General features: G+C 66.5%; 25 protein-coding genes and 2 tRNA genes. 14 read left to right on the top strand and 13 right to left on the bottom strand.

The window, feature by feature from the left end:
* On the bottom strand, nt 1-432 hold a 432-nt coding region (locus FXN61_RS20975), incomplete at its 3' end, for a polysaccharide deacetylase family protein (protein WP_167975743.1).
* An 82-nt stretch (nt 433-514) separates the two neighbouring features.
* Nucleotides 515-934 (bottom strand): DUF6542 domain-containing protein, encoded by a 420-nt coding sequence (locus FXN61_RS20970; protein WP_167975742.1) that lies wholly within the window; start codon nt 932-934, stop codon nt 515-517.
* A 34-nt stretch (nt 935-968) separates the two neighbouring features.
* Here FXN61_RS20970 and FXN61_RS20965 point away from each other — a divergent pair, with 34 nt between their 5' ends.
* Entirely contained in the window at nt 969-2,036 is a 1,068-nt protein-coding gene (locus FXN61_RS20965; RefSeq protein ID WP_167975741.1) for an LCP family protein, read from the top strand.
* Here FXN61_RS20965 and FXN61_RS20960 read toward each other — a convergent pair.
* Entirely contained in the window at nt 2,033-4,213 is a 2,181-nt protein-coding gene (locus tag FXN61_RS20960; RefSeq protein ID WP_167975740.1) for an ATP-binding protein, read from the bottom strand. The genes FXN61_RS20965 and FXN61_RS20960 overlap by 4 nt on opposite strands.
* Nucleotides 4,214-4,448: 235 nt before the next feature.
* On the opposite strand from FXN61_RS20960, the gene FXN61_RS20955 reads away from it, so the two are divergent.
* Nucleotides 4,449-5,225: an STAS domain-containing protein gene (locus tag FXN61_RS20955; RefSeq protein ID WP_167975739.1), complete on the top strand. Its 777-nt coding sequence runs from the start codon at nt 4,449-4,451 to the stop codon at nt 5,223-5,225.
* 15 nt (nt 5,226-5,240) lie between these two features.
* Here FXN61_RS20955 and FXN61_RS20950 read toward each other — a convergent pair whose 3' ends face one another.
* Nucleotides 5,241-5,600 (bottom strand): hypothetical protein, encoded by a 360-nt coding sequence (locus FXN61_RS20950; RefSeq protein WP_312877888.1) that lies wholly within the window; start codon nt 5,598-5,600, stop codon nt 5,241-5,243.
* 159 nt (nt 5,601-5,759) lie between these two features.
* Between FXN61_RS20950 and FXN61_RS20945 the strand changes: the two genes are divergently transcribed.
* From FXN61_RS20945 to FXN61_RS20930, 5 genes are all read left to right on the top strand, one after another.
* Nucleotides 5,760-6,632 carry an NsdA family TPR-like regulatory protein gene (locus tag FXN61_RS20945; protein ID WP_167975738.1) on the top strand — a complete coding sequence of 291 codons (873 nt, stop codon included), beginning with the start codon at nt 5,760-5,762 and terminating at the stop codon, nt 6,630-6,632.
* Between the two features lie 79 nt (nt 6,633-6,711).
* Nucleotides 6,712-7,074: a hypothetical protein gene (locus FXN61_RS20940; protein ID WP_167975737.1), complete on the top strand. Its 363-nt coding sequence runs from the start codon at nt 6,712-6,714 to the stop codon at nt 7,072-7,074.
* Complete coding sequence (locus FXN61_RS54435; RefSeq protein WP_281360559.1) at nt 7,071-7,202, top strand: hypothetical protein; 132 nt, start codon at nt 7,071-7,073, stop codon at nt 7,200-7,202. Before FXN61_RS20940 ends, FXN61_RS54435 begins: the two co-directional genes overlap by 4 nt.
* 4 nt (nt 7,203-7,206) lie before the next feature.
* A complete protein-coding gene (locus FXN61_RS20935) occupies nt 7,207-7,878 on the top strand; it encodes a response regulator transcription factor (RefSeq protein ID WP_312877887.1) in 672 nt (223 codons plus the stop codon).
* Entirely contained in the window at nt 7,875-9,173 is a 1,299-nt protein-coding gene (locus FXN61_RS20930) for a HAMP domain-containing sensor histidine kinase (RefSeq protein WP_167975736.1), read from the top strand. The genes FXN61_RS20935 and FXN61_RS20930 overlap by 4 nt, the downstream gene beginning before the upstream one ends.
* Before the next feature lie 107 nt (nt 9,174-9,280).
* On the opposite strand, the gene FXN61_RS55515 is transcribed toward FXN61_RS20930, so the two are convergent.
* The gene (locus FXN61_RS55515) at nt 9,281-10,525 is read right to left on the bottom strand and encodes a DNA cytosine methyltransferase (RefSeq protein ID WP_167975735.1); all 1,245 of its coding nucleotides are present in this window, start codon (nt 10,523-10,525) and stop codon (nt 9,281-9,283) included.
* Between the two features lie 104 nt (nt 10,526-10,629).
* Here FXN61_RS55515 and FXN61_RS20920 point away from each other — a divergent pair, with 104 nt between their 5' ends.
* Complete coding sequence (locus FXN61_RS20920; protein WP_167975734.1) at nt 10,630-11,127, top strand: very short patch repair endonuclease; 498 nt, start codon at nt 10,630-10,632, stop codon at nt 11,125-11,127.
* A gap of 34 nt (nt 11,128-11,161) precedes the next feature.
* Here FXN61_RS20920 and FXN61_RS20915 read toward each other — a convergent pair whose 3' ends face one another.
* Together FXN61_RS20915 and FXN61_RS20910 are read right to left on the bottom strand one after the other, a co-directional pair.
* The gene (locus FXN61_RS20915; protein WP_167975733.1) at nt 11,162-12,109 is read right to left on the bottom strand and encodes a NaeI family type II restriction endonuclease; all 948 of its coding nucleotides are present in this window, start codon (nt 12,107-12,109) and stop codon (nt 11,162-11,164) included.
* Nucleotides 12,110-12,181: 72 nt separating this feature from the next.
* Nucleotides 12,182-12,871 (bottom strand): KpnI family restriction enzyme N-terminal domain-containing protein, encoded by a 690-nt coding sequence (locus FXN61_RS20910; protein WP_223165533.1) that lies wholly within the window; start codon nt 12,869-12,871, stop codon nt 12,182-12,184.
* 30 nt (nt 12,872-12,901) lie between these two features.
* Between FXN61_RS20910 and FXN61_RS20905 the strand changes: the two genes are divergently transcribed.
* Genes FXN61_RS20905 through FXN61_RS20895 form a run of 3 tightly spaced genes read left to right on the top strand, consistent with a single transcriptional unit; the run spans nt 12,902 to nt 17,065 of the window.
* Nucleotides 12,902-14,398: a ParB N-terminal domain-containing protein gene (locus FXN61_RS20905; RefSeq protein ID WP_223165532.1), complete on the top strand. Its 1,497-nt coding sequence runs from the start codon at nt 12,902-12,904 to the stop codon at nt 14,396-14,398.
* Nucleotides 14,399-14,424: 26 nt separating this feature from the next.
* The gene (locus FXN61_RS20900; protein WP_312877886.1) at nt 14,425-16,224 is read left to right on the top strand and encodes a DEAD/DEAH box helicase; all 1,800 of its coding nucleotides are present in this window, start codon (nt 14,425-14,427) and stop codon (nt 16,222-16,224) included.
* Between the two features lie 19 nt (nt 16,225-16,243).
* Nucleotides 16,244-17,065 carry a protein NO VEIN domain-containing protein gene (locus FXN61_RS20895; RefSeq protein WP_167975732.1) on the top strand — a complete coding sequence of 274 codons (822 nt, stop codon included), beginning with the start codon at nt 16,244-16,246 and terminating at the stop codon, nt 17,063-17,065.
* A 32-nt stretch (nt 17,066-17,097) separates the two neighbouring features.
* On the opposite strand, the gene FXN61_RS20890 is transcribed toward FXN61_RS20895, so the two are convergent.
* From FXN61_RS20890 to FXN61_RS52380, 3 genes are all read right to left on the bottom strand, one after another.
* Nucleotides 17,098-17,958, bottom strand: a complete 861-nt coding sequence (locus tag FXN61_RS20890) for an exodeoxyribonuclease III (protein ID WP_312877885.1) — start codon at nt 17,956-17,958, stop codon at nt 17,098-17,100.
* 73 nt (nt 17,959-18,031) lie between these two features.
* Nucleotides 18,032-18,583, bottom strand: a complete 552-nt coding sequence (locus tag FXN61_RS20885) for a Rossmann-fold NAD(P)-binding domain-containing protein (protein ID WP_246291809.1) — start codon at nt 18,581-18,583, stop codon at nt 18,032-18,034.
* Complete coding sequence (locus FXN61_RS52380) at nt 18,580-18,732, bottom strand: hypothetical protein (protein ID WP_246291808.1); 153 nt, start codon at nt 18,730-18,732, stop codon at nt 18,580-18,582. Before FXN61_RS52380 ends, FXN61_RS20885 begins: the two co-directional genes overlap by 4 nt.
* Nucleotides 18,733-18,842: 110 nt before the next feature.
* Between FXN61_RS52380 and FXN61_RS20880 the strand changes: the two genes are divergently transcribed.
* Nucleotides 18,843-19,397, top strand: coding sequence for a TetR/AcrR family transcriptional regulator (locus tag FXN61_RS20880; protein WP_167975731.1), 555 nt, complete (start codon nt 18,843-18,845; stop codon nt 19,395-19,397).
* A 169-nt stretch (nt 19,398-19,566) separates the two neighbouring features.
* On the opposite strand, the gene FXN61_RS20875 is transcribed toward FXN61_RS20880, so the two are convergent.
* A tRNA-Ile gene (locus tag FXN61_RS20875) sits at nt 19,567-19,641 on the bottom strand.
* 105 nt (nt 19,642-19,746) lie between these two features.
* On the opposite strand from FXN61_RS20875, the gene FXN61_RS20870 reads away from it, so the two are divergent.
* On the top strand, nt 19,747-20,208 hold the full coding sequence (locus FXN61_RS20870; protein ID WP_167975730.1) for a GNAT family N-acetyltransferase: 462 nt from the start codon (nt 19,747-19,749) through the stop codon (nt 20,206-20,208).
* Here the strand turns inward: FXN61_RS20870 and FXN61_RS20865 are convergent.
* Both FXN61_RS20865 and FXN61_RS20860 read right to left on the bottom strand, forming a co-directional pair.
* Nucleotides 20,163-21,020: an oxygenase MpaB family protein gene (locus tag FXN61_RS20865; RefSeq protein WP_167975729.1), complete on the bottom strand. Its 858-nt coding sequence runs from the start codon at nt 21,018-21,020 to the stop codon at nt 20,163-20,165. The two genes, FXN61_RS20870 and FXN61_RS20865, sit on opposite strands and share 46 nt — an antisense overlap.
* A 70-nt stretch (nt 21,021-21,090) precedes the next feature.
* Nucleotides 21,091-21,163 (bottom strand) — tRNA-Asn (locus FXN61_RS20860).
* Nucleotides 21,164-21,304: 141 nt separating this feature from the next.
* On the opposite strand from FXN61_RS20860, the gene FXN61_RS20855 reads away from it, so the two are divergent.
* The gene (locus FXN61_RS20855) at nt 21,305-21,574 is read left to right on the top strand and encodes a YtxH domain-containing protein (RefSeq protein ID WP_167975714.1); all 270 of its coding nucleotides are present in this window, start codon (nt 21,305-21,307) and stop codon (nt 21,572-21,574) included.
* Nucleotides 21,575-21,579 lie beyond the last annotated feature (5 nt).

The raw sequence follows: 21,579 nt of genomic DNA, 5'->3' as shown, positions 1-21,579 counted from the left end.
CATCTGCGGCCGGCGCGCGGTCAGCCGCGTGTGGACGCCGAGCGCGTCGGCGAGCGCGGCCTGCGCGAAGGCGAGGTTCAGCGGGTTGGTGTGGTCGCCCTCCGCGCGGAAGCCGTCGATGCCGATCTGATGTCCCTCCGCGGCGATCCGCCTCGTCACCTCCGGGTTGCGGGTGACCTGGGCACCGGTGACGAAGAAGGTCGCCTTGATGCCGGATTCCTTCAGCACGTTCAGGACGCGCGGTGTCCACTTCGGATCAGGGCCGCCGTGGAACGCCAGCGCGAGCGTGCGTTCCGGCAGCTCGCGGCGGTCACCGGCGTGCTGCACCGGCTCGGGCCTGATCGCGGTGTAGGCGTGGAACGACACCACGCTCATGAGCACGACCAGCCCGAGCAGGATGGAGATCCAGTGCAGCCGCGGAGCGCGGTTCACCACATTCCCAGCAGCGTGCCACCGACCACGGCGGCGAACACGATCAGTCCACTCGCGACGGACAGGCTCACCAGCCGTGCGACTACCCGTCTACCGCCGTTGGCGTCGACGAAGACCTGCATTTCTTCTTCCCCCCAGAAAACGCGCGGACGACCACGACCACCAGTGCCGCGCCGACCGCCGCCACCATCCACGGGAACCCGTTGACGAACCACGGGACCGCGTCCGCGGCGAACTCCTTGGTGTTCCCCCACAAAGCCTGTCTCCGGGATTGCCGCTCCCAGACAGCGTTGCCCATCGCGACGACGACGAACACGAGAGGTGGCGCCGGTGCCACCGTCCACAACCCCACCCGGCGCACGAGTGCCGAAGCGACGACCGCGCCCGCCACCAACCACACGCCGAAGGGCCGGCCGAGGTTGTCCCCGTCGATCCAGATTCCCGTCTGCGTGAACACCGCCAGCACCGCGACCGCCGCCAGACTCGGCAGCTGAACCCCCATGAGCACCTAGAATAGTTCAGGGGGTGTCCTGTTCATGCGATCACGTGGTGGCTGTCACCGCACGGCCTTTCTCGTCCTGCTGCGCACCGCGTGGGTGAGTCTGTGCGCGGCCGTGCTCGTCGCGTCCGGCATCGCGTGGTCGACGGTGTCCACCATCTCGACGGGAGTCGAGCGGTCCTACGCGATCGGGGACGACGCTCCCCGTTCGGCGTCCGGCCGCAACATCCTGATCATGGGTCTGACGACCCGGCTGGACCTGCACGGCGAACCGCTGCCGGACGACGTGCTGCGGCGCATGCAGGCGGGTGAGAGCGACCGCGGCGGCTACAACGCGAACACGCTGATCCTGTTGCACATCCCCGCTTCCGGGCCCGCGGTGGCGATGTCCGTGCCACGTGACAACCTCGTGCCGCTGTCGTCCGGCGGCGAGGGCAAGATCAAGGAGGCCTACGGGCTGGCCAAGGTCGCAGAGGAGGACCGGCTGCGCGCCCACGGGACGCACGACAAGCGGATGCTGGAACGCGCGGGGCGTGAAGCCGGGCGCCGGGCTCAGGTGGCGACGGTGTCGGCGTTCCTGAACCAGCCGATCGACCACCTCGTGGAGATCTCGCTGATCGGCTTCTTCCACATCGCGGACGGGCTCGGTGGCGTGGACGTCTGCCTGCGGAAGGCGACGAAGGACCCGTTGTCCGGCGCGGACTTCCCCGCAGGCCCCCAGCACCTGGACGCGGGTCAGGCTCTGTCGTTCGTGCGGCAGCGGCACGGGCTGCCGAACGGCGACCTGGACCGCACGCGGCGGCAGCAGGCGTTCCTGTCGGCCGTGACGAAGCGGCTGAAGGGCGCGGACGTGTCCGCGGTGCAGGCGATGATCGACATGGCGAAGCAGGACGTCGTGCTGGACGCCGGGTTCGACCTGATCGACTTCGCCGGGAACCTGCCGGCGGAGGTGCGGTTCGACACGCTGCCGATCGAGGGCGGTGCGCACCTCGGCGGGCTCGACATCAACAAGGTGGACCAGGCCAAGGTGCGGGCGAAGGTGACCGAACTGGCCACGGCCCCGCCTCCACCGCCGCCGAACGACGGCATTCCCTGCGTGGACTAGGGCCTGCGCTCCGTGACCCAGGTGGCGATCTGCGCGCGTGAGGTGAAGCCGAGCTTCTGGAGGATCCGCTCGACGTGCCCCTCCGCGGTCCTGCGCGCGATCACCAGCCTGGCCGCGATCTCCTTGTTCGACATGCCACCGGCGATGAGGTCGGCCACCTGCTGCTCGCGCCGGGTCAGCGGCGTGGGCGCCGGTATCGGCAGTGGCTCCTCGATCAGTTTCTCGCCGATCGCGAGCGAGATGGCGTCCTCCAGTTCGAGGTCCATGCCCTTGCGGAACATCGCGCGGAACTCCTGCTCGCCCAGTGCGGAGATGGCCGCGGACTCGCATTCGCCGTGCGGGGCGCCGAAGTACCGCGACCCGAACATGGGATAGCCGACCGACTGCCAGATCTCGTTGGTGGCACCGAGCAACGTCGCCGCGCGCGCCGCGTTGCCCTGCGAGGCCGCGATCCAGGCCAGCACCTCGATCGCGAGCACGATGCCGAGCAGGTCGTGGAACGTCCGCTTGATCCGCAGGCACTCCCTGCCGAGCTGGTCCGCGCGCGCGAAGTCGCCGCTGACCCACGCGCACAGCGCCAGCACGTAGATCGCGTACGCCTGCGCCCACAGCTCGCCGTGCTGCTCGCCGACGGCTTTGGCCTCGACGCAGAGCCGTTCCGCGGCGGCGAAGTCGTGCCGGAACGTCGCCGAGATCGCGAGCTCGATGCCGGCGAGCATGGTGTGGCTGTTGACAGTGCCCTGGCCGCGGTAGAGACCGATGGCCTCCTCGAACAGGTTGTCAGCCAGGTCGAGATCGTCACCGATCAGGTGGGTGCAGGCGAGGCGGTGGGTCGAATAGGCCAGCGCGGGTTCGTCACCCACCTCCGCGGCGTACCTGCGGCACTCCTCCAGCATACGCGCGGAAGCGGCGAGGTCTCCCTGCAACGTCGCGACATAACCGTTGACCCACAACGCCTTCGCCCGCAGCGGGCCTGCCGCCGACCTGACCAGGGCGCGGTCCAGCCAGTGCCTGCCTTCGCCGAGCATGCCGCAGCCCGCCCAGTAGAACCACAACGTGCTGGCGAGGTGCACGCAGTGGTCGCCTTCGTTGTCGAAGCAGAAGTCCAGGGCTGACCGCAGATTCGCGTGTTCCAGGCGCGTGAGCGCGAAGATCTGCGGCTGGGCGGGGCCGAACCACTCCTTTTCCCGACACTCCGCCCACTCCATGAAGTAGTCGCGGTGCCGTTCGCGCATCACGTGCTCGCGCCCGGCCCCGCGCAGCTTCTCCAGGCCGTACTGGCGCAACGGCTCCAGCAACCGGAAGCGGGTACCCGACGGCTGCTGCTCGGACACGACGACCGACTTGTCGACCAGGCCGGTGAGCGAGTGCATCACTTCCTCCGGCGCGACGCTGTCACCCGAGCAGACCCGTTCCGCCGCCTGCAGGTCGAACGTGCCGGAGAACACCGACGCGCGCGCCCACAGGATCTGCTCCGACCGCGTGCACAGGTGGAAGCTCCAGTCCACCGCGGCCAGCAGCGTCTGGTGACGCGGGTCGCCGCCGCGCTTGCCGTCGGCCAGCACCCGGAACGTGTCGTCCAATCTGGACAGAAGGTGGTCGAGCGTCAACACGCGCAAACGCACCGCGGCCAGTTCGATGGCCAATGGGATTCCACCCAGCAGGGCGCAGATCTGGCTGACCGTCTCGTGGTTCCGCGCGTCCAGGGTGAACCCCGGCTCGACGGCGGCGGCTCGTTCGGCGAACAGCGTCAGTGCCGGGTCCTGCGGCAGCGGTGCGACCTGCCACAGGTGTTCTCCGTCGATGCCGAGACGTTCCCGGCTCGTCACGAGCACGCGCAGGCCGGGGACCGTGCGCAGCAACACGTCCACGAGGTCTGCGGTGGCCCCCACGACGTGTTCACAGTTGTCCAGAATCATCAGCATCTGCCGGTCGCGCAGGTGTTCCACCAGAACGGTGCGGTGCCTGCGGACCGTGTCGTCGTGGACGCCCAGCTGCTCCAGGACCGTGTGCACGACCAGTTCCGGGTCGGTGACACCGCTCAGTTCGACGAACCACGCTCCGTCGCGGAAAGCACGGTTCGTCTCTGCCGCCGCCCGCAACGCCAGCCGCGTCTTGCCGACGCCGCCGACACCCGTCAGGGTGACGAGGCGAGACTCGGACAGCAGCCTTCTCACCTCGGCGACGTCGCTCCTGCGGCCGACGAAACTAGTTGTGTCGGCAGGCAAATTGCCTTTGCGACCTGGGGAAAGCAAACCGCACACAGCGGCACCCTAGGTCTGCGCGATCTCCCGCTGCAACGCCGTCCCCCGGAGGCACCAACGCCGAAACACGGGTAGTTACCCCCTAGGGCTCTCCCGGTCACGTTGCCAGGCTCGAAAGTTCGGGCACGCGTGCGGGAGGGGACGGATCATGGCCGGTGACAGCCTCGAGGTGGACGTCCGGGAGCAGAACGGCGTGCTCGTCGTCCGGTTCAGCGGGCGACTCGACTGGTCGACGTACATGCGTGTGCAGGACGTGCTGCTCGACTGCGCCACCAAGGAACTCGTCGGCGTGGTGGTGGAGCTGGACGACCTCGCCGCCGAGTCGCCCGCGCTGCTCGTGGTGTTCGACGTCGTGTGGCTGTCCGCGGCGCGCTGGCCCGGCATCTCGCTGAGCCTCGTCGTCACCGATCACCAGCTGCGGTCGACGCTGGAGTCGCGCGGTCTCCCCCGGCACATCCCGCTGCACACGACGACGACGGCCGCGGTGGCCGCGGTCGTGCGGCTGCGGCACGAAGACCGGGTGGACGCGGCCCTGCCGACGTGCCGCTGCCTGCCGCACGTGGCCGAGCGGATCACCGAACGCGCCTGCGAACGGTGGGGCGTCCAGTCGATGCTCGACGTTGCGCCACAGGTGGCCGTTGAGCTCGTGTCACACCTCGAAGACGACAACCCTCTCGCGCTGCTGCTGCGCATGCGCGGCGACAAGTTGTCCGTTGCCGTGCGCACGACCACACGGCTGGACCTCAGGCAGTGGCACGTCATGCGGCGGGACATCGCTTCCATCGCCGTCTGCAACTTCACCTTGGGCGAGACGCCGGCCGGTGGTGGCCGGCACATCATCTGGGCGTTGCTCGACGTGCCGGAGGACAGCCAGCGGCCACCGAGCTATCTCCCGGAAGCCGCCGTCTTCACCCACCAGGCTTAACGCTTCCGGGTCGTTCTACTGGGCGTGGCTCGCCGCGAGACTTGTGCGGCACGCCCTGACAACCTGGCGGTTCGCTGCCGTGTCCGGTGTTCCAGTGCCACACCTGGGACAGGAAAGGCGCGCAGTCGTCTCGTCGACGTGCACCTCGAGAGGGCGGCGGCACGGGCGGCACCAGCGGTGTCCCGTGACGGGGATGACGTGGTCCGGCGAAGCGACGCACTGATGCAACCAGCGACGATGCAGGCCGCACGTCACTCGGGCGTGGGGGTCGAGACCGAGCTCCTCGGCCAGGTCCTCGGCGGTGAGGACCGCCATCAAGGTCGTGTCCCCGGCCTCGAAGGACGTCACCAGCCGCAGATGCGCGCGTCGCTTCATCTCAAGAACACTGCCGCGTCGGCGCGACCAGGTATACCCGCATTACTACCTGTTTAACCGCCATCTGCGTCGAATTCCATGCGGCATAGAACCCTCTTCTCAGCCGCTCGTGCGCGCCATACGCTCGGATTACTACGACGCAGCGCAGAGGTATCCCACATGGCAGATCCTGCGTACTTCCCTCCCCCGCGCTCCGCCCGCATCGGCATGAGCGATGTGGAACAGCTGGAGTCGCAGACCCGTTCCCTCAGGTCGGTCGACTACCAGTACGGCGGAGGGGCGTGCCGGGACGCCGTCGTCGTGCGGATCTACTGGGCGGAGCAGCTGCTGGCGGCAGAAGCTTCGGATGTCGTTCGTTCACGCCTGTTGTCCGCTGTCGCGGATCTGCACAACCTGGCCGGGTGGACGTCGTTCGACAGCGGCCAGGTCGGGGCTGCGTACCACCACTTCGACCGTGCGCTGGACTTCGCGCGTCACGACGAGGACCTGACGACCAACATCGTGTACCGGCGTGGTCGCGTACATCTGCACCACGGCGCACCGGGCGATGCGCTGGCGTACTTCCAGAGGGGTGCTCTCGCGCCGTTGGCGTCGAGCATCATGTACTCGAACGAGGCGTGGGCGTGCGCGCGTCAGGCCCGTTCCGCGGAAGCGTTGCGTGCCTTGGCGAAGGCCCAGGACTCGTTCGCGGAAGCGGATCTGGCGCACGTGCCGGACTGGGCGCGGTTCCACGACGAAACGGACCTGACCGCGATGATCGGCACCGTCCACGCGGAGCTCGGCGACACCCGGAACGCGATTCCGGCGTTGTCGACCGCGGTCGAGCGGTTCGGGCCCGCGATGGCGCGCAGCTCGACGTTCTGCCTGATCGCGCTCGCCACGTGCCATTTCCTGGACGGCGACAACGATCAGGGACAGGCCGTCGGGATGCGGGCCGTGAGCGCGGCGGAGGGGCTGCGGTCCGAGCGCGTGTGGGACCGGATGCGCCCGATGCTCCAGGCCGCGGCGGCGCGCGGGGTCGCCCTGAGGTGATCTTTGCTGGGATGATCTTTGCACAACCCGAACATGGGGCGGATCCAGCTCTGATGGTGCGCGGTCATCGTTCTGTGTCATGAACATTTCGCGAATCGGTGGGCTCGTGGCCGGACTGCTGTTGTTGGGCGCGGGAACCGCGTCGGCGCAGGAACCGATCACGATCAGCCCCGAGAAGGTGCAGCAGATCTGCTCGAACCGCGTTCCCAGGGTCGAGGCTCGCGTGAAGGCCTTGACCGACAGGATCAACGGGACCGCGGAGACGCTGGGATCGAAGAAGTGGATCGAGCAGAAGGCCGCTGACGCCCGCAAGGCCGGCAACACGGCGCGCGCGGACGTGCTGGACGCGCGGCTGAAGCTGCGGGACGCCCAGCTCGTGAAGCTGTCGAAGGCCGCGGAGCGGGTCGCCAAGTTCAAGTCCGAGCACTGCGGATCCAAGTGAGGTGGGTTGCCGCTCTGGTTCTGCTGGTGTCCCTGACGGCGTGCCGGGGCGAGGCCCCGCCGCCGGACCTCGATGATGTGGAATCAACGCTGAACAGCATCGAGTCGGACATCAACCAGCCGGGGTGAACGCGTGGAACGTGGCCTGGTGCTCGTCGTGGAGGACGAACCGGCGATCGCCGAGCTCGTCGCGCTGTACCTGCGGCGCGACGGGTTCGGCGTGCACCTCGAGTCCTCGGGGGACGCGGCACTGGCCGCGGTCCGGACCCTGTCGCCGGTGGCGGTGGTCCTGGACGTCGGCCTGCCCGGCATGAACGGCATCGAGGTCTGCCGCGCCCTGCGTGCCGCAGGCGACTGGACCCCGGTGCTGTTCGTGACGGCCCGCGACGACGAGGTGGACCGCCTGCTGGGACTGGAACTGGGCGCCGACGACTACATCACCAAGCCCTTCAGCCCACGCGAGCTCGCGCTGCGCGTGCGTACGGTCCTGCGACGCTCATCCGGGGGTGTGCCGGACGTTCTGCAGGTGGGTTCCGTACGGCTCGATGTGAGCGAACGGCGTGCGTTCGCCGGTTCTGACGAGGTGTCTTTGACCTCAACGGAGTTCGGGCTGCTCGCTCACCTGATGAAGCACCCGCGCCAGGTGTTCTCCCGCGAGCAGCTGCTGAGCGCGGTGTGGGGCTACTCGTCCGTGGCCGGCACCCGGACCGTCGACGTCCACATCGCCCAGCTGCGCGCCAAGTTCGGCGCACTGAGTCCAATTCGGACAGTGCGCGGCGTCGGCTACTCGGCGGACGCGTCATGAACCTGGCAGCCCGGATCGCCCTGCTGTGCCTGGGAGTCGCTTTCGTCGCCGTGCTCGTCGCCGGCGTCGTCTCAACGCGCCTCGTTCTGTCGACCTCGCAACAAGTGAGCCGCGAGATCCTGCGCTCCCAGGCCGACGTGGTGGCTGGCCAGATCTCCAACAACCGAATCGAGCAGGTCCTGGAAGGTCAGGGCATCGCGATCGTGCGGATCTCCGCTTCCGGTGAGGTGTCGGGCGCGGATCGTTCGGCGGTGCGCGCGGCACGTGAGGTTGGCGTAGGCCGTGTGCTGGGCGGTTCTCCTGTGTCCGGGGTGAGCGGCCGTCTGAACGTGGAAGCCCGTCCGTCGGGGGCGGGCGGCTTCGCCCTGGTCCAGGAAACCGAGACCGGCACCACCTACCGCAAACTGGTCCGGAACGTGCTGTTCGCGCTGGGCATCGGCCTGGCCGTAGCGTGCCTGGCAGGCTTGGCCCTGGGCACTTTCCTGGCCCGCCCGCTACGCCGCGTGGCGTCCGTCGCCCACTCGATGAGCGCGGGCCGACGCGACCTCCGCGTGCCGGTCTCCGGTCCGTCCGAGCTGGCAGAGGTGGCAGCGTCCGTGAACTCGCTGGCGGATGCCTTGCAGCGCAGCGAATCCCGCCAGCGCGACTTCCTGCTGTCCGTCTCCCACGAACTCCGCACCCCGCTGACCGCCGTGACGGGCTTCGCGGAGTCGTTGGCGGACGGCGTGGTCTCCGGCGCGCAGGTAGCACCGGTCGGCACCGTGATCCTCGACGAGGCCCGTCGCCTCGACCGCCTGGTCACCGACCTGCTGGACCTGGCCCGCCTGGGCGCCGACGACTTCCGCCTGGACATGGCCGCCGTAGGCCTGGAACCCGTTGTCCGTTCGGCCGCCGAGGTGTGGCACGCCCGCTCCCACGCGCGTGGGGTGATCTTTTCGTTGGAGGTGTCGTCCTCCCCGGTGGTGTACGCCGATGCGCGACGGTTGCGTCAGGTCATCGATGGGCTGATGGAGAACGCTCTGCGCGTCACGCCAGCCGGCCGCCCCGTCGTGCTAGCCCTGTCGTCCGTGCTCGAGGTGCGGGACGGCGGGCCGGGGCTGGCGCCGGAGGACTACCCGGTGGCGTTCGACCGCGGGGTGCTGCATGCGCGGTACCAGGAGAGCCGGCCGGTGGGGACCGGGGTTGGGCTCGCGTTGGTGCACGGGCTCGTGACTCGGATGGGTGGGACGATCACGGCTGGGCCGGCGCCGGAGGGCGGGGCCGCGTTCACCGTCACTTTGCCTGCTGCAGCTTGATTTCTTCAAACTCGTGACGACACAACAGCCGCAGGCTCGAGAAGCCACCCATTTTCACACCCGGCAGTCTCCGATGCATGACAACCCGCTGCAGACCTGCGACCGGACTAGCTGATCTTGGCGCGATGCTTCAAGAACAACTCGTGCCTCAGGTGGTCGTCCTGTCCCACGAATCCCTTGAACGATCCCAGCCGGTAAGCCGTCGCGCTCGAGCCGTTGCGAATCTCAACCGTGAAGTCTCTGCTGAGAGCACTGATCGCGCGCTCCAGTTCGTATGACTCCAAGGCCCTTCCGACAGCCTTCTCAAGCTGCCGGTGCGTCATGAACTCACCGCTGTCGCGCAGCACGCGGTAGATCGGATCCTGATCTGCGTTGACGTCCCGTTCATGGCGTTTGCCCGTCTTCCTCAGCGCCCGGCGAATTGAGGTGCCGATCGCCTCCGCGACGGGGGGTGGGAACGCATTGCCGATTTGCCTGTACCGCGACGTCTTCCGACCTTCAAAGATCCACTCGTCGGTGTCCTGCCAGCCCTGAATGCGGGCCACCATCTCGCAGGTGAGCTTGGGCCCCACCTTGAACACGTCACCAGGCGCCGGCGGTTCATCGGCGACGCCCATCGCGTCGACGCCGAGCTCAGCCCACGCGCGTTTGGCCCTCGTCGGCCCAAGATCCGCCCCGCCGTGCTTCTTCGAACCGCCGACGATGGTCGGGCCGATACCGTTCGCACGGCGCGCCCAGTCGTCCGCGCCTTTCCACCCGCGTGATGCCATCAGGTCCCGCAGCACCTCTCCGACAGTCGGCGTGGTGCTCAGCGGCTTCGGCCAGGCGAAGTACGGGGCATACTGATCCTGCAGCGCGACAAGAACAAACCTCGGCCTGAGCTGCGGCACTCCGAATTCGGACGCATGGAGCAGTCGCCATTCGGCGACGTAACCCATCTGCCCGAGCCGGTCGAGCACGTGCTGCCGGTAGCCAGCGAACCGGGGCATGCTCAAGCCCCTGACGTTCTCCAGCATCAACGCTTGCGGCCTGATCACCTCGCACAGCTCGACCGCCCACGCGAAGAGATCACGCTCATCGTTTGCGCCCAGTTGCTTACCCGCGATGCTGAACGGCGGGCATGGCACGCCACCCGCGAGCAGAGGTACCCCGAGGTGCTCCATCGGGTTCCACACGTCGGAGTCGGCGACGTCTCCCGTGGCTACCTCCGCGTGCGGGAGATTCCGCCGGAGGGTCGCGGAAGCGTTGGCGTCTAGTTCAACGGCGAGCCGATGCTTGAATCCCGCCTTCTCAAGGCCCAGCGCCTGACCTCCGGCACCAGCGCAGATCTCTACGACTTCGAGGTTCTGCACAGGAACTCCTCCCCAGGGCGAGCATGATCAGGCGATTGACGTGGTGCAGTATCGTCCATCGGTGTTCAGCGTTCCCCGCCGGCCATCGGCCCAGGTGATCCCATATGTCTGATAAGAGCAGGGCGGAAGCCCGGCAGCGCGCCCACACCGCCGGCCTCTACCCAGCGCCGCTCAACGAAGGCCGCTCTCGCAACATGAGCGCGAACCGGCGCTCGGAGACGAAGCCCGAGATCGCGTTGCGAAGCGCTCTGTTCAAGCTCGGGTACCGCTACCGCAAGGACCACCTGCTCCGGCTCGACGGCGGGATGCGAGTCAAGCCGGACATCGTCTTCACCGCACGCAAGGTGGCGGTCTTCGTCGACGGCTGCTTCTGGCACGTTTGCCCCGAGCACGGCAGACAACCCACCACCAACGAGTGGTACTGGACTCCCAAGCTCCGGAGGAACATTGAACGCGACCAGTCTGTGAACGCGGCGCTGAACGCCGCAGGGTGGCGTGTCCTGCGGTTCTGGGAGCACGAGCAGGTGCCGGACGCTGTCGGCGCTGTCGTGGCCGCACTGAGGCAGACCGAACATGAGTTCGACCCTACCTCCGAAGTCTGACACTTTCCGCGTAATCAGCTTCGGACACGCGGGGCTAGTACTCATCCTGCTTTCGCGGGACGACAGGCGCTTCGTACACGGAATCTGAAGCGGCCGCGATCACCCAGCGACGTCCTTCGATTTCCGCAGATGACCTTGTGTCTCCTGCGGAGGCAGGCACCACTCGCGCCGCGACGACCTCGCCCTTGCGAGGTACTGGAAGCCCGAGATCACGTGCCACCGCCGGGTCGTTGTCTTGGTGCCCCAGCACCAGAATCCCTTCAGGACGCAGGTAGGTCCGCGCGCCTCCGTAACCTCGCACGCGCTTCATGAAGTCGTCCTGCTGTGCAACGGTTGCAATCACAGTCCGGCTGACCAGCACACCCTGCAACTCGCGGAACAACTGGTTCACCCGCGCTTGCCCGTGCTGATTCCCCCGCTTGGCGGTCGCGCTGAAAACCCGATCGCGAGCTGCGCCGTCCATGTGAAGCAACAGGTTCTTCGGCAGTACACCGCGATCCGGCCATAGCTGGACGACTGCCGACCTGCCCTCGGGCTTCAACCGCCGCTTGTTGTCCCTGTTCGCCGCGGTGAGCTGATTCCCGTCCACCCTGAGCAGGCCTGCCGACCAGGCGCTTTCCGCATCACTCGCCCAGACGACCAGACAGATGTGATTCCAGGACTCCGGTGGGAGCATCCACTCTCCCCAGGACTTGGAGAACTTGCAGTCGACCTGTACACCAGCGATCCGGTAATCGGTCTGATCACCATCACTGAACTTGAACTCACGATGCAGGTTGATTTCAACCAACGTGCCCATGTGGGTTTTCTCGGTCTTGTGCAACTGATCGTAGTTCCATCGGCCAGTCCTCTGACCGTCGTACAATTGGTCGTAGGTCGCCCGGAGAACGCTTGCGAACCTCCCGCCGTCCGGATCAAGCCTGTACAATTCGGCTCGCACGAGCTCGAGCTCGACATCTGAACTCACAGGGGTTTCAGTCATGGTCTTACCCCTAACGCTTCGGGCTACGATCTTGAGCGGACATGCTTACCATCCGGTGGCTTGCTCACGGGATCAGTTGAGCAAATCTGCCCTCACAGCGTCCTTGGCGTCATCGGGCAGGCGCCGATATGAGTTCCACGCTCGTTCCAACGCGGTCGAACCACGGCGGCCACGATTCATCCAGCGCAGCAGCCGCGCACGATCGGCCTGATCGAGGCCTCTGATCGTCTCCAGCACGTCATCAGCCCTCACTGGTACGTCATCAGAGCCGGCCCGGCACCGCTTGCACTCGGTGGTCAGCTGGATCTCCCGCTCACCACCAGGCATGACCACCTCTTGCCTGGTCACCGACAACACGGCCGTCTGGTTCGAGTCGTCCAAGTATTCCTCGCCACCAGAAATACCGCAGCTCGTGCACATGTAATGGTCACGCGCCATCACCGCCTTCTTCTCCTTGGCGGAAACAGCCTTCTGTGGCGCGGCCGCCGCGCGGGCCGCCGGATCCCACACAGGAACTCCAGCCTTCACGAACCGCTGATCCTCTGCCGTCAGCGTCGCATCCTCGGTGTTCGTGAGGATCACCCAACCGTAATCACGCAGATCACGAATGCGGCGGTCAGCCTGCGATACGCCGGGAAAAGCCTCCCTGAGCTGGCCCTTGGTGAACCTGTTGCCCTCACCGACCAGCTGCAACAGCCACAATGCACCCCTGACCATGGTGCCTGCCTTCAACGATGGATCGTTCCACTCCGGGATCGCCAACTCCACTCCGTTCTCACAGGGGTTCACACATTGTGGATCAAGAGCCGCAACATTGTCAGTGGTTCCTGCGATGATGCAGGCAGGGCAAGATCGGACAGTCCAGCTGGAGGCCAGTGCATGTCTCGGAAGTTTGGCGTTCCACCGCAAGGCGACCACATCCGCTCTGTCGTGGAGGAGCGGCTTGCGCAGGCCCTGCTCGAGAAGGGCGCCAAGGTCACTGTCGACTGGCGCGGCGAGCAGAAGCACCTGGACGTCATATCAATGCCGGTGGAGTTGCTGTACTTCAACCCCGACACTCACCGGGTCAGGGCTCAGCGCACGCTCGACCCGGTGCGCGACAAAGCACTTGACGAAAACCCCTGGAGCAGCGAGAGCCAGGACTACCTACGCCACCTGCTCACCCGTCGGCCGTCAAACCCCAATCAGCTGGATCCCGACTACACCGCGCTGATGGAGGAGTTGGACGACTTCCAGCAGAAGGAACCGGGGATCATCACCCGGGAAGGCATCCTGGTCGATGGCAACACCCGGCGAGCGGCGCTGCTGGAGCTCGGTGTCAAGGACATCAGGGTTGGTGTCCTGCCCCAGGACACCTCTCGTAGCGACATCAACCGCGTGGAGCTCGCTCTTCAGCTGCGTCGTGACAAGCGGCGCGAGTATTCGTACATCAACAGGCTCATGGCGATCGAAGAGCAGCTGGCAGAAGGCCGCCGTGAGGACGACGTCGCCCGCGAGTTCAACATCAAGATCGCGACGCTCCGCAAGGACAGGTGGGTTTATGAGCTCATCAGGGACGCGATCGAGCGGAGCGCGACGACCGGCGGCGCGACGCTGAGGCTGGTCGACTTCGAAGACCACCAGGAAAAGCTGCGTGAACTCCACCGCGACTACGAGAAGCTGGCGGCGATGGATCCTGATGCGGCCTTGCAGCTCAAGGAGTCCCGTCTCGCGATGGTCGTGCTGAACTACCCGAAGACCACCTTGCGCCTGGCTGAGGCAGACTTTCACAACCGCTATCTCGACTCGCGGCTTCCGGATGAACTCAAGCCGGTCGTCCAGAAGCCTGCCAGTGTGAGCATCCCCGGACTGCCGGGTGTCGTGGTTTCAGATGCGACGAGCGACGCAAAAACCACTCGCGAGCTGACGAATCTCCTGCTCCAGGCCAAAGCCACCGCACAAGCAGGTGACAAGGTGTCCCCGGATCAGGTGTCGAAGGCGGACCAGCTGATCAAGTCAGCGCGCGGTGTCTTCGACAAGGCGGTGGATCTGGCCGGGCAGAACGCGAGGTTGTTGAAGCGCCAGGTGGCAGTTTCAGAACGGCTCACGGACGCTGCTGACTACGTCAACCAGTGCGTGGCTGAGTTCGCCGAGGCGAAGGCCAAGCATGCCCTGGACGAGGACGCTTTCGACGACGCGTTGCTGACACTCCGCGCCAGCTTGGCGAGTCTCGCGAAGCAGGCGGGACGCACGTTCAGTGCCCCAGGTGACGGTGTTGCCTGGTTGCTCGGCGCAGCCCGGGAGCAGTGATGACGGGCATGTCTGGACCAAGCCTCGTGATCGGGTTCGGCGACGACGTGACGAAGGCACGTCTTCGTGCTGGCGACGGGCATGAAGCCGACCTGCGCAGGCTTGCCCTCCGGTTGCGCAGCGGTGTGCAGCGGTCAGCAAGCACGATGGACGTCGACATCGACGATCTGCTCACGAACCTCGTCGCACTCGCTAGCTGGCCCGAGCGGACGAGCGTTTCCTGGGATCCGCAGCTTGCCGCCCTCGCGACTGACTCCAACGCGGACGCGCAAACAGTCGAAGCTCGCCTCGCTTCGGACCCACCCCCGGTGGAGGTCTCCGCGCACGACATCGACCTGCTCACCGGACCGGATTGGATCGGCGACCTGACGCCGTTCCAACGCCGGGACATAGCAAAGCTCCTGTCACTGCGTCACGGGGCCAACTTCTCAGTACCGGGTGCGGGCAAGACCCGCGTCGCTCTTGCCGTGTTCCAGGTCCTCCGCCAGACGAAGGGTATTGAGCGCGTTCTCATCGTCGGACCGAAGTCCTGCTACGAGGCGTGGCACGAAGAGAACGCGATTTGTTTCGACACACCTCTGCGTGTCGCTGTGTTCTCTAGGGAAGAAGACCCCGCCACAGAAGCACTCATCGTGAACTACGAACGCTTGGCCCCAGCAGTGAACGAACTAGGCCAGTGGCTTGCTGCCCGTCCAGCAATGCTGGTGCTGGACGAGGCGCACAGGATGAAGCTCGGTGCTGACGGCATCTACGGGTCGGCATGCTTGGCTCTCGGGCCGCGGGCACGCCATCGCCTAATCCTGACCGGCACGCCCGCGCCCAACGGAGCCAGAGATCTCGAGAACCTCTTCGGTTTCGTCTGGCCGGGCCACGGTAGGCAGAAGGTGCTTCAGGCTGTGGCAGGGGGAGATCTGCCGAAAGCGAGCCGGGTGCTGCGACCGCTGTTCACCCGCACGACCAAAGCCGAACTCGGGCTCACCCCGCCGGAGACGAAGATGGTTCCGGTTCCGATGCCACCGTTGCATCAAGAGGTGTATGAGGCCCTGTGCGGCCGGTTTTCCGCACGTTCGCTCGGCGCGGAGGAGGACTTCGCTGCGCTGGGCAAGATCGTCGTATACATGCTGATGGCCGCGACCAGCCCCGCGCTGCTCTCTGTCGGCACGACGAAATACGAGCCTCTTGCTTACCAGGTACCGCCGCTCAGCGTCCCGCCGGACACCCCGCTGTTCAAGCTGATGCAGGACCTGCCCTCCTACGAATTGTCGCCCAAGTACCAGGAAACACTCGCGATCGTCGCAAAGAACGCAGCCGATGGCCGGAAGACGCTCGTCTGGTCCACGTTCATCCGCAGCCTCAACACACTGCAGCGGCTGCTCAGTGCCTTCAACCCTGCGATGGTGCACGGTGGCACGGAAGACCGTGAGGACCAGATCCGCCGTTTCCGCAACGACCCTGACTGCATGGTTCTGCTGTCGAACCCGGCCACGCTCGGCGAGGGAATCAGCTTGCACCACCACTGTCACGACGCCGTCTACGTGGACCGGGACTTCGCTGCTGGCAGGTTCCTGCAAAGTCTCGACCGCATCCACAGGCTCGGCCTCCCGCCCGAGACCGAAACCAGGATCACGGTTCTCGTGACCGAGAGCAGCATCGACGAGATCGTCACCGCGCGTCTCGGCGACAAGCTGGAGTTCATGGGCCGGATACTCGACGATCCGGCAGTGCACGAACTCGCGGATCTCGACGAAGAGCCAGCAGTGGGTGGCGGCCTCGACCAGCGAGACATCCAAGCACTGCTGGGGCATCTCCGTGGCCGTTCCTCCTGACCGGATCCTGCGTGCAGCCGTGCGCTGGCTGGAGTTGCTCCCTCATTCCAGCGCAGCCCGGTGCCGCGCACTTTTCGCCACCCACGCCGGCTACAGCGACATCACACCAACCCAGTACGAGCTGGCGTACACCTGGTTGCGGGAAACTGGGCTGCTCACCGACCAGGAGCGCTCTCGCCCCGCAGAACTCAGAGTCTTCTCGGCCGCGATCAACAGCGGCTCCGCTGGGTGGTTTGCCAACGCTGACTTCCTGATCCGCGATCCTTCCGAGTTGCCGGCGGACGCACTCCGGGCCGCTGACCTGTTGGGCCTCTCGGAAGTGGAGGCATACGGCGAGATCACCGCGGTGTGGGGCAAGGTCGACCTTGAACACCGCCAACGTGTTGGTAGTGCTGGAGAACTCGCTCTGGTGAAACTCCTAGCCGAGAACGTCCAAGCGGAAATTGACCACGTCGCGGCGGTATCAGACGGGTACGGCTACGACATCGCTGTCCGCAGAGAGCTGCTTGCCCTCCATTTGGAGGTGAAGTCAACGCTGCGCCGCGGGCGTCTCAGCGTTCACCTGTCGAGGCATGAGTTCAATACAATGCGGAAGGACGTGGGCTGGCATCTGGTGGCCGTTCGCCTCACCGGCGAACTGGCCCCAGCCGCGATCGCCACTGTGCCGAGCAACTGGATCTCAGCTCACGCACCGGTCGATCGCACTTCATCGGGACGGTGGGAGTCGTGCCGGCTCGAGGTGCCCCCTGAAGTGCTGGAACCTGGTATCCCCGCGCTCGCGGATGCCAGGTCCGCCGACTGCCATGCATTGCTGACGGGCGCTGTCCGCTGGCCAGGGTGAACGGCTGCGCAAGCGTTGGGAGCAGGTGCGGCCTACTTCGACTGGGGCAGCTTGACCTTTTTCTTCGCCCCAGGCGACGACGGCGGAGGCACCACCGGCCCGATGTCCCCGTCCGGCGCCTCGTCCAGGTCCACGATCACCGGAGCGTGATCACTCGGCCCGGCCCCCTTCCGCGCATGCCGGTCGATCCACGCCGCCCGCACCCGCGGAACAACAGAGGTGGACGCGAGGATCAGATCGATCCGCATGCCCAGATCGCGGTGGAACATCCCGGCCCGGTAGTCCCAGTAGCTGAAGATCCGCTCCGACGGCCACCGTTCCCGCACGACGTCGTGGAACCCCAGGGCCTCGATGGCCCGCAACGCGGCGCGCTCGGGCTCGGTGACGTGCGTCTGACCGATGTAAGCCTCGGGGTCGAAGACGTCGGCGTCCGTGGGCGCGATGTTGATGTCACCGCACACCACGGCATCCGCGGGCCCGGCCCCGAGCACGTCGCGCAACGCGGCGAGCCACTCGAGCTTGTACTTGTAGTGGTCGGACTCTGGCTCACGACCGTTGGGCACGTACAGCGAGTGCACGCGCACGCCGCCGCACGTGGCGGCGACGGCACGGGCCTCGATGTGCGGGAACCCTGGCGCACCCGCCACTCCCACCGTGACGTCGGCCAGGCCCACGCGGGACAGCAGGGCCACGCCGTTCCACTGGGTCTCGCCGAACAGCGCGACCTCGTAGCCGCGATCAGCGAGCTCTGACCCGAGGAGAGCGGTGAAGGCGTCGTCGGCCAGCTTGGTCTCCTGCAGGCACAGGACGTCGGGCTTGCGCTGGTCCAGCCAGGGCAGGAGCCTCGGCACGCGCTGCTTGACCGAATTCACGTTCCACGTCGCCACTCGCACGCGTTCAACCGTAGTCACCGCGGCTCAAGCTCGCATCGAACGACTCGGTGATCGCAGGCCTGGGTTCGTACCGCTAAAACACGGAGAACACCTCCTCCGCGCGGTCCCGCTTGACGAACAGCTGCCAGGCGGCCTCGGCGAGAACGTCGGGGTCGAGCGTGCGCACCGGCACGTTGCCGAACCTCTCGGGCTCCCGCTCGACCAGCCGGTGGATGTCACCGCGCTCGATGACACCGCCGATGATGAGCGAACCCACGTACACGCCCTTGTCGGCGAGCGCTGCGTTGAGCGTCAGACCGTAGTTGCGCAGCGCGGCCGCGGCGACGGCAAGAGATCCAAGCGGCGGCATCGGTTGCACCGCACTGAGCCCGCCAGCGAACAGCAGGCCTCCCCCGCGTTCGATCAGGCCGGGCAGCACGTGCTCGGCGACGTCGACGGCCGGGTAGACCCAGTCCATCGCGACGCGCACCTCGTCGGAGGTGGTCGACGTGATCTCGCGGGGCAGGTTGTCCAGGTCGGCGGCACCGGGCCCGTAGTACACGACGTCCACCGGCCCGATCGAGTCCAATGTGGACAGCAACTGCTCGCGGTCACGCACGTCGACCGCGAACGCCCGAGCCTTCACGCCCGCCTCGGCGAGGGCCGCGAGGTAGCCGGCGTGCCGGGCGCGCTGCGCGAGAGCAGCACGACGTCGTAACCCTCGCGACCGAACCGCTGCGCGACGGACATGCCGAGCCCGGGACCGACGCCGAGCACAACCGCGGTGGGAGACATGGGTTTCACCCTTCGGAGACTAATTCGAGGCAACCCTCGACTTACGTTCGCCGACGCTACCACAGAATTCGAGGGCACCCTCGACTTAGCTGCTGAGTAGGATCCGGCGCATGGTCACCGCGTCGAGGCCCTTGCGTGCGGACGCGGCACGCAACCGGGAGAAGCTGCTGGCAGCGGCCGCGGAACTGTTCGCGGAACGCGGCCTCGACGTGCCCCTGGAACACATCGCGCGCCGGGCGGAGGTCAGCATCGGCACGCTGTACAAGCACTTCCCGACCCGCGAGGACTTCGTCGGCGCGATCTTCCCCGAGCGCCTGGCCGCCCTGGACGTGATCGGCCAGAAGGCCCTGGCCGACCCGGATCCGTGGCACGCGTTCGCCAACTACCTGGAAGACCTCTTCGCCCTGCAAGCCCAAGACCGCGGCCTGAACGACATCCTGGCCAGGGACCTCCCCAACGCCCCAGAGGTCGTATCAGCCTGCCACCGAGGCGCCGGCCACGCAGAGATCCTGATCAACCGCGCCACAGAAGCCGGCACACTCCGCCCCGACTACTCGATAGCGGACATGGCCACCCTGACCAGGGCAATGGCCCAAGTGATCAGAGACGCCCCCACCGAATGGCGCCGCTTCCTGTCCATCTACGTAGAAGGCCTCCGCACATAGCCTCCGCAGAAGCCCCACCCGTGGGCTCCGCAGGAGCCCACGAATCCCAACCACGCTGGGTCGGGACCAACCGCACCGTGGGGGGCTTGGGGGGCTCGGCCCCCCAACATAATGACGGCCGACCCCGGCGAAAGTGGCGAAGCCACTGAGCAGGGTCGGCCAGAGGCCGTGGGGCAGGTCGGATTCGAACCGACAACCTGACAGATTATGAGTCTGCTGCTCTGACCGGTTGAGCTACTGCCCCCTCGCAGCGGCCGGCGCAACTGGCTCACGCTGCGTGGTGGAGGATACCGATCACGCCGAACGGGCCTTGCGCGCCCCCGTGGCGGGCGACACATAGGCTGGACGGGTGCGTTTGACCCTCCGCGACTTCACCCCGGCGGACGAGCCAGAGGTGCTCCGGCTGTTCGCCGACTGCGACGACTGGTTCCAGGCTGCCACGGGTCATCCGTCGGGGCCTGGTGACCTGCAGAGTCTTTTCTACGCGTTGCCGGAGGGGGTGGCGTTCGAGCAGAAGTACCTGTTGGTCGCGCAGGCTCAGGGCATGATCGGGTTCGTGGACCTGGTGCTGGACCATCCCGCGCCGAACCACGTCAGCATCGGGTTCTTCCTGGTGCCGAAGGATCTTCGCAGGTGGGGGATCGGCAGGGAGATGGCGAAGGCGCTCACGGAACGTTTTCCTGGGGTCACGCACGTTCATGCCAGGCTCGACGACTTCAAGCCCGGCAACGAGTTCCTCAGGGCGATGGGCTTCACGTTCAACGATCAGAGCGCGTCGCTGGAGATCGCGCCCAGGTCCGACGGCCGGTAGCCGCGCGGGTAGCCGGGGTAGGTGCGGTTGCGGGCGCTGGTCAGCTTCAACGTCTTCCGCACCGGCATCCGGCGCACCACGAACGCCCGCACGCGCAACGCCAGCCGTCCCAGCGTGCCGACCCAGGCCGGCGGCGCGGTGAAGCCGAACGCTCGCACCATCAACGGGTCCAGCATCGCGACCACAGCGCGTGAGACCACGGGGCGGGCGATCGACGGGTACCACGAGCAGAACAGGTCCAGCGTGTACTGGCCGATACGACGGTTCGACGGCGCGAACACGAAGTGCGACCGTTCATAGGCCGTCTTGAACGCAAGGAACTCGCTGTAGTCCGCCGGGATGTCCCGAATGCCCATTCGGGCACCGACCGCGCGGTAGAAGTGGAACGCGGCCAGCTGTTCGTTCCTCGAGAGAGGCCTCCACCCGTACTGCGCGAGCCAGTCGATGGGGTCGTAGATGAACGTCGCCAGCACGTAGAGCATGTCATCGTTCGAGATGTCGTAACGGCCGTGCTGGCGGTTGACCACGCGCAACGCCTCACGGCCGCGCGGGGAGTCGTAGCCGTGCTCCACGAGCTCGGCCATCAGGACGGCCGTGTCGTCGTAGCGCTTCTGCGGCCGCCGCTCGAACTCGCCGGTGCGTTCCAGCAGGCCCGAGATCGTGGGGACGCAGTACGTGCGGAACAGCGCCATCTCCAGGGACTTCTGGTAGTCCCACGGGAACTCCAGGCCCGCGGAGATCCGCAGGATCTCCTCGTGGTCGGCTACCGGGTCGAGCGAGGAGATGCGGCGGAGGTTCGCGAAGCGAGACATCAGTCCAAGCTGACCCAAGCCCGAAGAAAGCGATAGGCCCCAGTCGGATGACTGAGGCCTATCGGTTACGCTCCCCCAACTGGACTCGAACCAGTAACCCTGCGATTAACAGTCGCATGCTCTGCCAATTGAGCTATGGGGGAATGTTCTGTTGTTCCGCTGGTCAGGCTTGGTTCCTCCTGACAGTGGGTAACTCTACATGGTCCGCAAAACGGGTTCTGCAACCACCCCCCACTTTGCGACAGAATGGGCCCTGACCAGGCACGATGTGAGAGGAGACCCGCATGAAGGGCATCTTGGTCGGTGCGGCGATCGGCTACGTGCTCGGCGCCAAGGCCGGACGGGAGCGGTACGACCAGATCGTGCGCCTCTGGCACCGCGTCGTCGAGAACCCGACGGTGCGCAGGACCGCGAGCCAGGCCAAGGACAAGGCGTTCGAGGCGGCTCACCAGGCAAAAGACCTGGCGGCGGACGCTGCGGAAAAGGCCGCAGAGAAGGCTCCGTGGCGGCACCACGAGGAGGCCAACGGACGCCCGGTCACCCCGCGGGCGTGACGATC

Source organism: Lentzea indica (assembly GCF_012184385.1).
GTDB lineage: Bacteria > Actinomycetota > Actinomycetes > Mycobacteriales > Pseudonocardiaceae > Lentzea > Lentzea indica.
This window is presented reverse-complemented; position numbering and strand designations above follow the sequence as displayed.

What these genes read in the sequence shown, in the direction of transcription:
- FXN61_RS20970 (WP_167975742.1), bottom strand. Translation starts at nt 934, where the DNA reads ATGGGGGTTCAGCTGCCGAGTCTGGCGGCGGTCGCGGTGCTGGCGGTG.
- FXN61_RS20965 (WP_167975741.1), top strand. Translation starts at nt 969, where the DNA reads ATGCGATCACGTGGTGGCTGTCACCGCACGGCCTTTCTCGTCCTGCTG.
- FXN61_RS20955 (WP_167975739.1), top strand. Translation starts at nt 4,449, where the DNA reads ATGGCCGGTGACAGCCTCGAGGTGGACGTCCGGGAGCAGAACGGCGTG.
- FXN61_RS20950 (WP_312877888.1), bottom strand. Translation starts at nt 5,600, where the DNA reads ATGAAGCGACGCGCGCATCTGCGGCTGGTGACGTCCTTCGAGGCCGGG.
- FXN61_RS20945 (WP_167975738.1), top strand. Translation starts at nt 5,760, where the DNA reads ATGGCAGATCCTGCGTACTTCCCTCCCCCGCGCTCCGCCCGCATCGGC.
- FXN61_RS20940 (WP_167975737.1), top strand. Translation starts at nt 6,712, where the DNA reads ATGAACATTTCGCGAATCGGTGGGCTCGTGGCCGGACTGCTGTTGTTG.
- FXN61_RS20930 (WP_167975736.1), top strand. Translation starts at nt 7,875, where the DNA reads ATGAACCTGGCAGCCCGGATCGCCCTGCTGTGCCTGGGAGTCGCTTTC.
- FXN61_RS20920 (WP_167975734.1), top strand. Translation starts at nt 10,630, where the DNA reads ATGTCTGATAAGAGCAGGGCGGAAGCCCGGCAGCGCGCCCACACCGCC.
- FXN61_RS20915 (WP_167975733.1), bottom strand. Translation starts at nt 12,109, where the DNA reads ATGACTGAAACCCCTGTGAGTTCAGATGTCGAGCTCGAGCTCGTGCGA.
- FXN61_RS52380 (WP_246291808.1), bottom strand. Translation starts at nt 18,732, where the DNA reads ATGTCTCCCACCGCGGTTGTGCTCGGCGTCGGTCCCGGGCTCGGCATG.
- FXN61_RS20880 (WP_167975731.1), top strand. Translation starts at nt 18,843, where the DNA reads ATGGTCACCGCGTCGAGGCCCTTGCGTGCGGACGCGGCACGCAACCGG.
- FXN61_RS20865 (WP_167975729.1), bottom strand. Translation starts at nt 21,020, where the DNA reads ATGTCTCGCTTCGCGAACCTCCGCCGCATCTCCTCGCTCGACCCGGTA.
- FXN61_RS20855 (WP_167975714.1), top strand. Translation starts at nt 21,305, where the DNA reads ATGAAGGGCATCTTGGTCGGTGCGGCGATCGGCTACGTGCTCGGCGCC.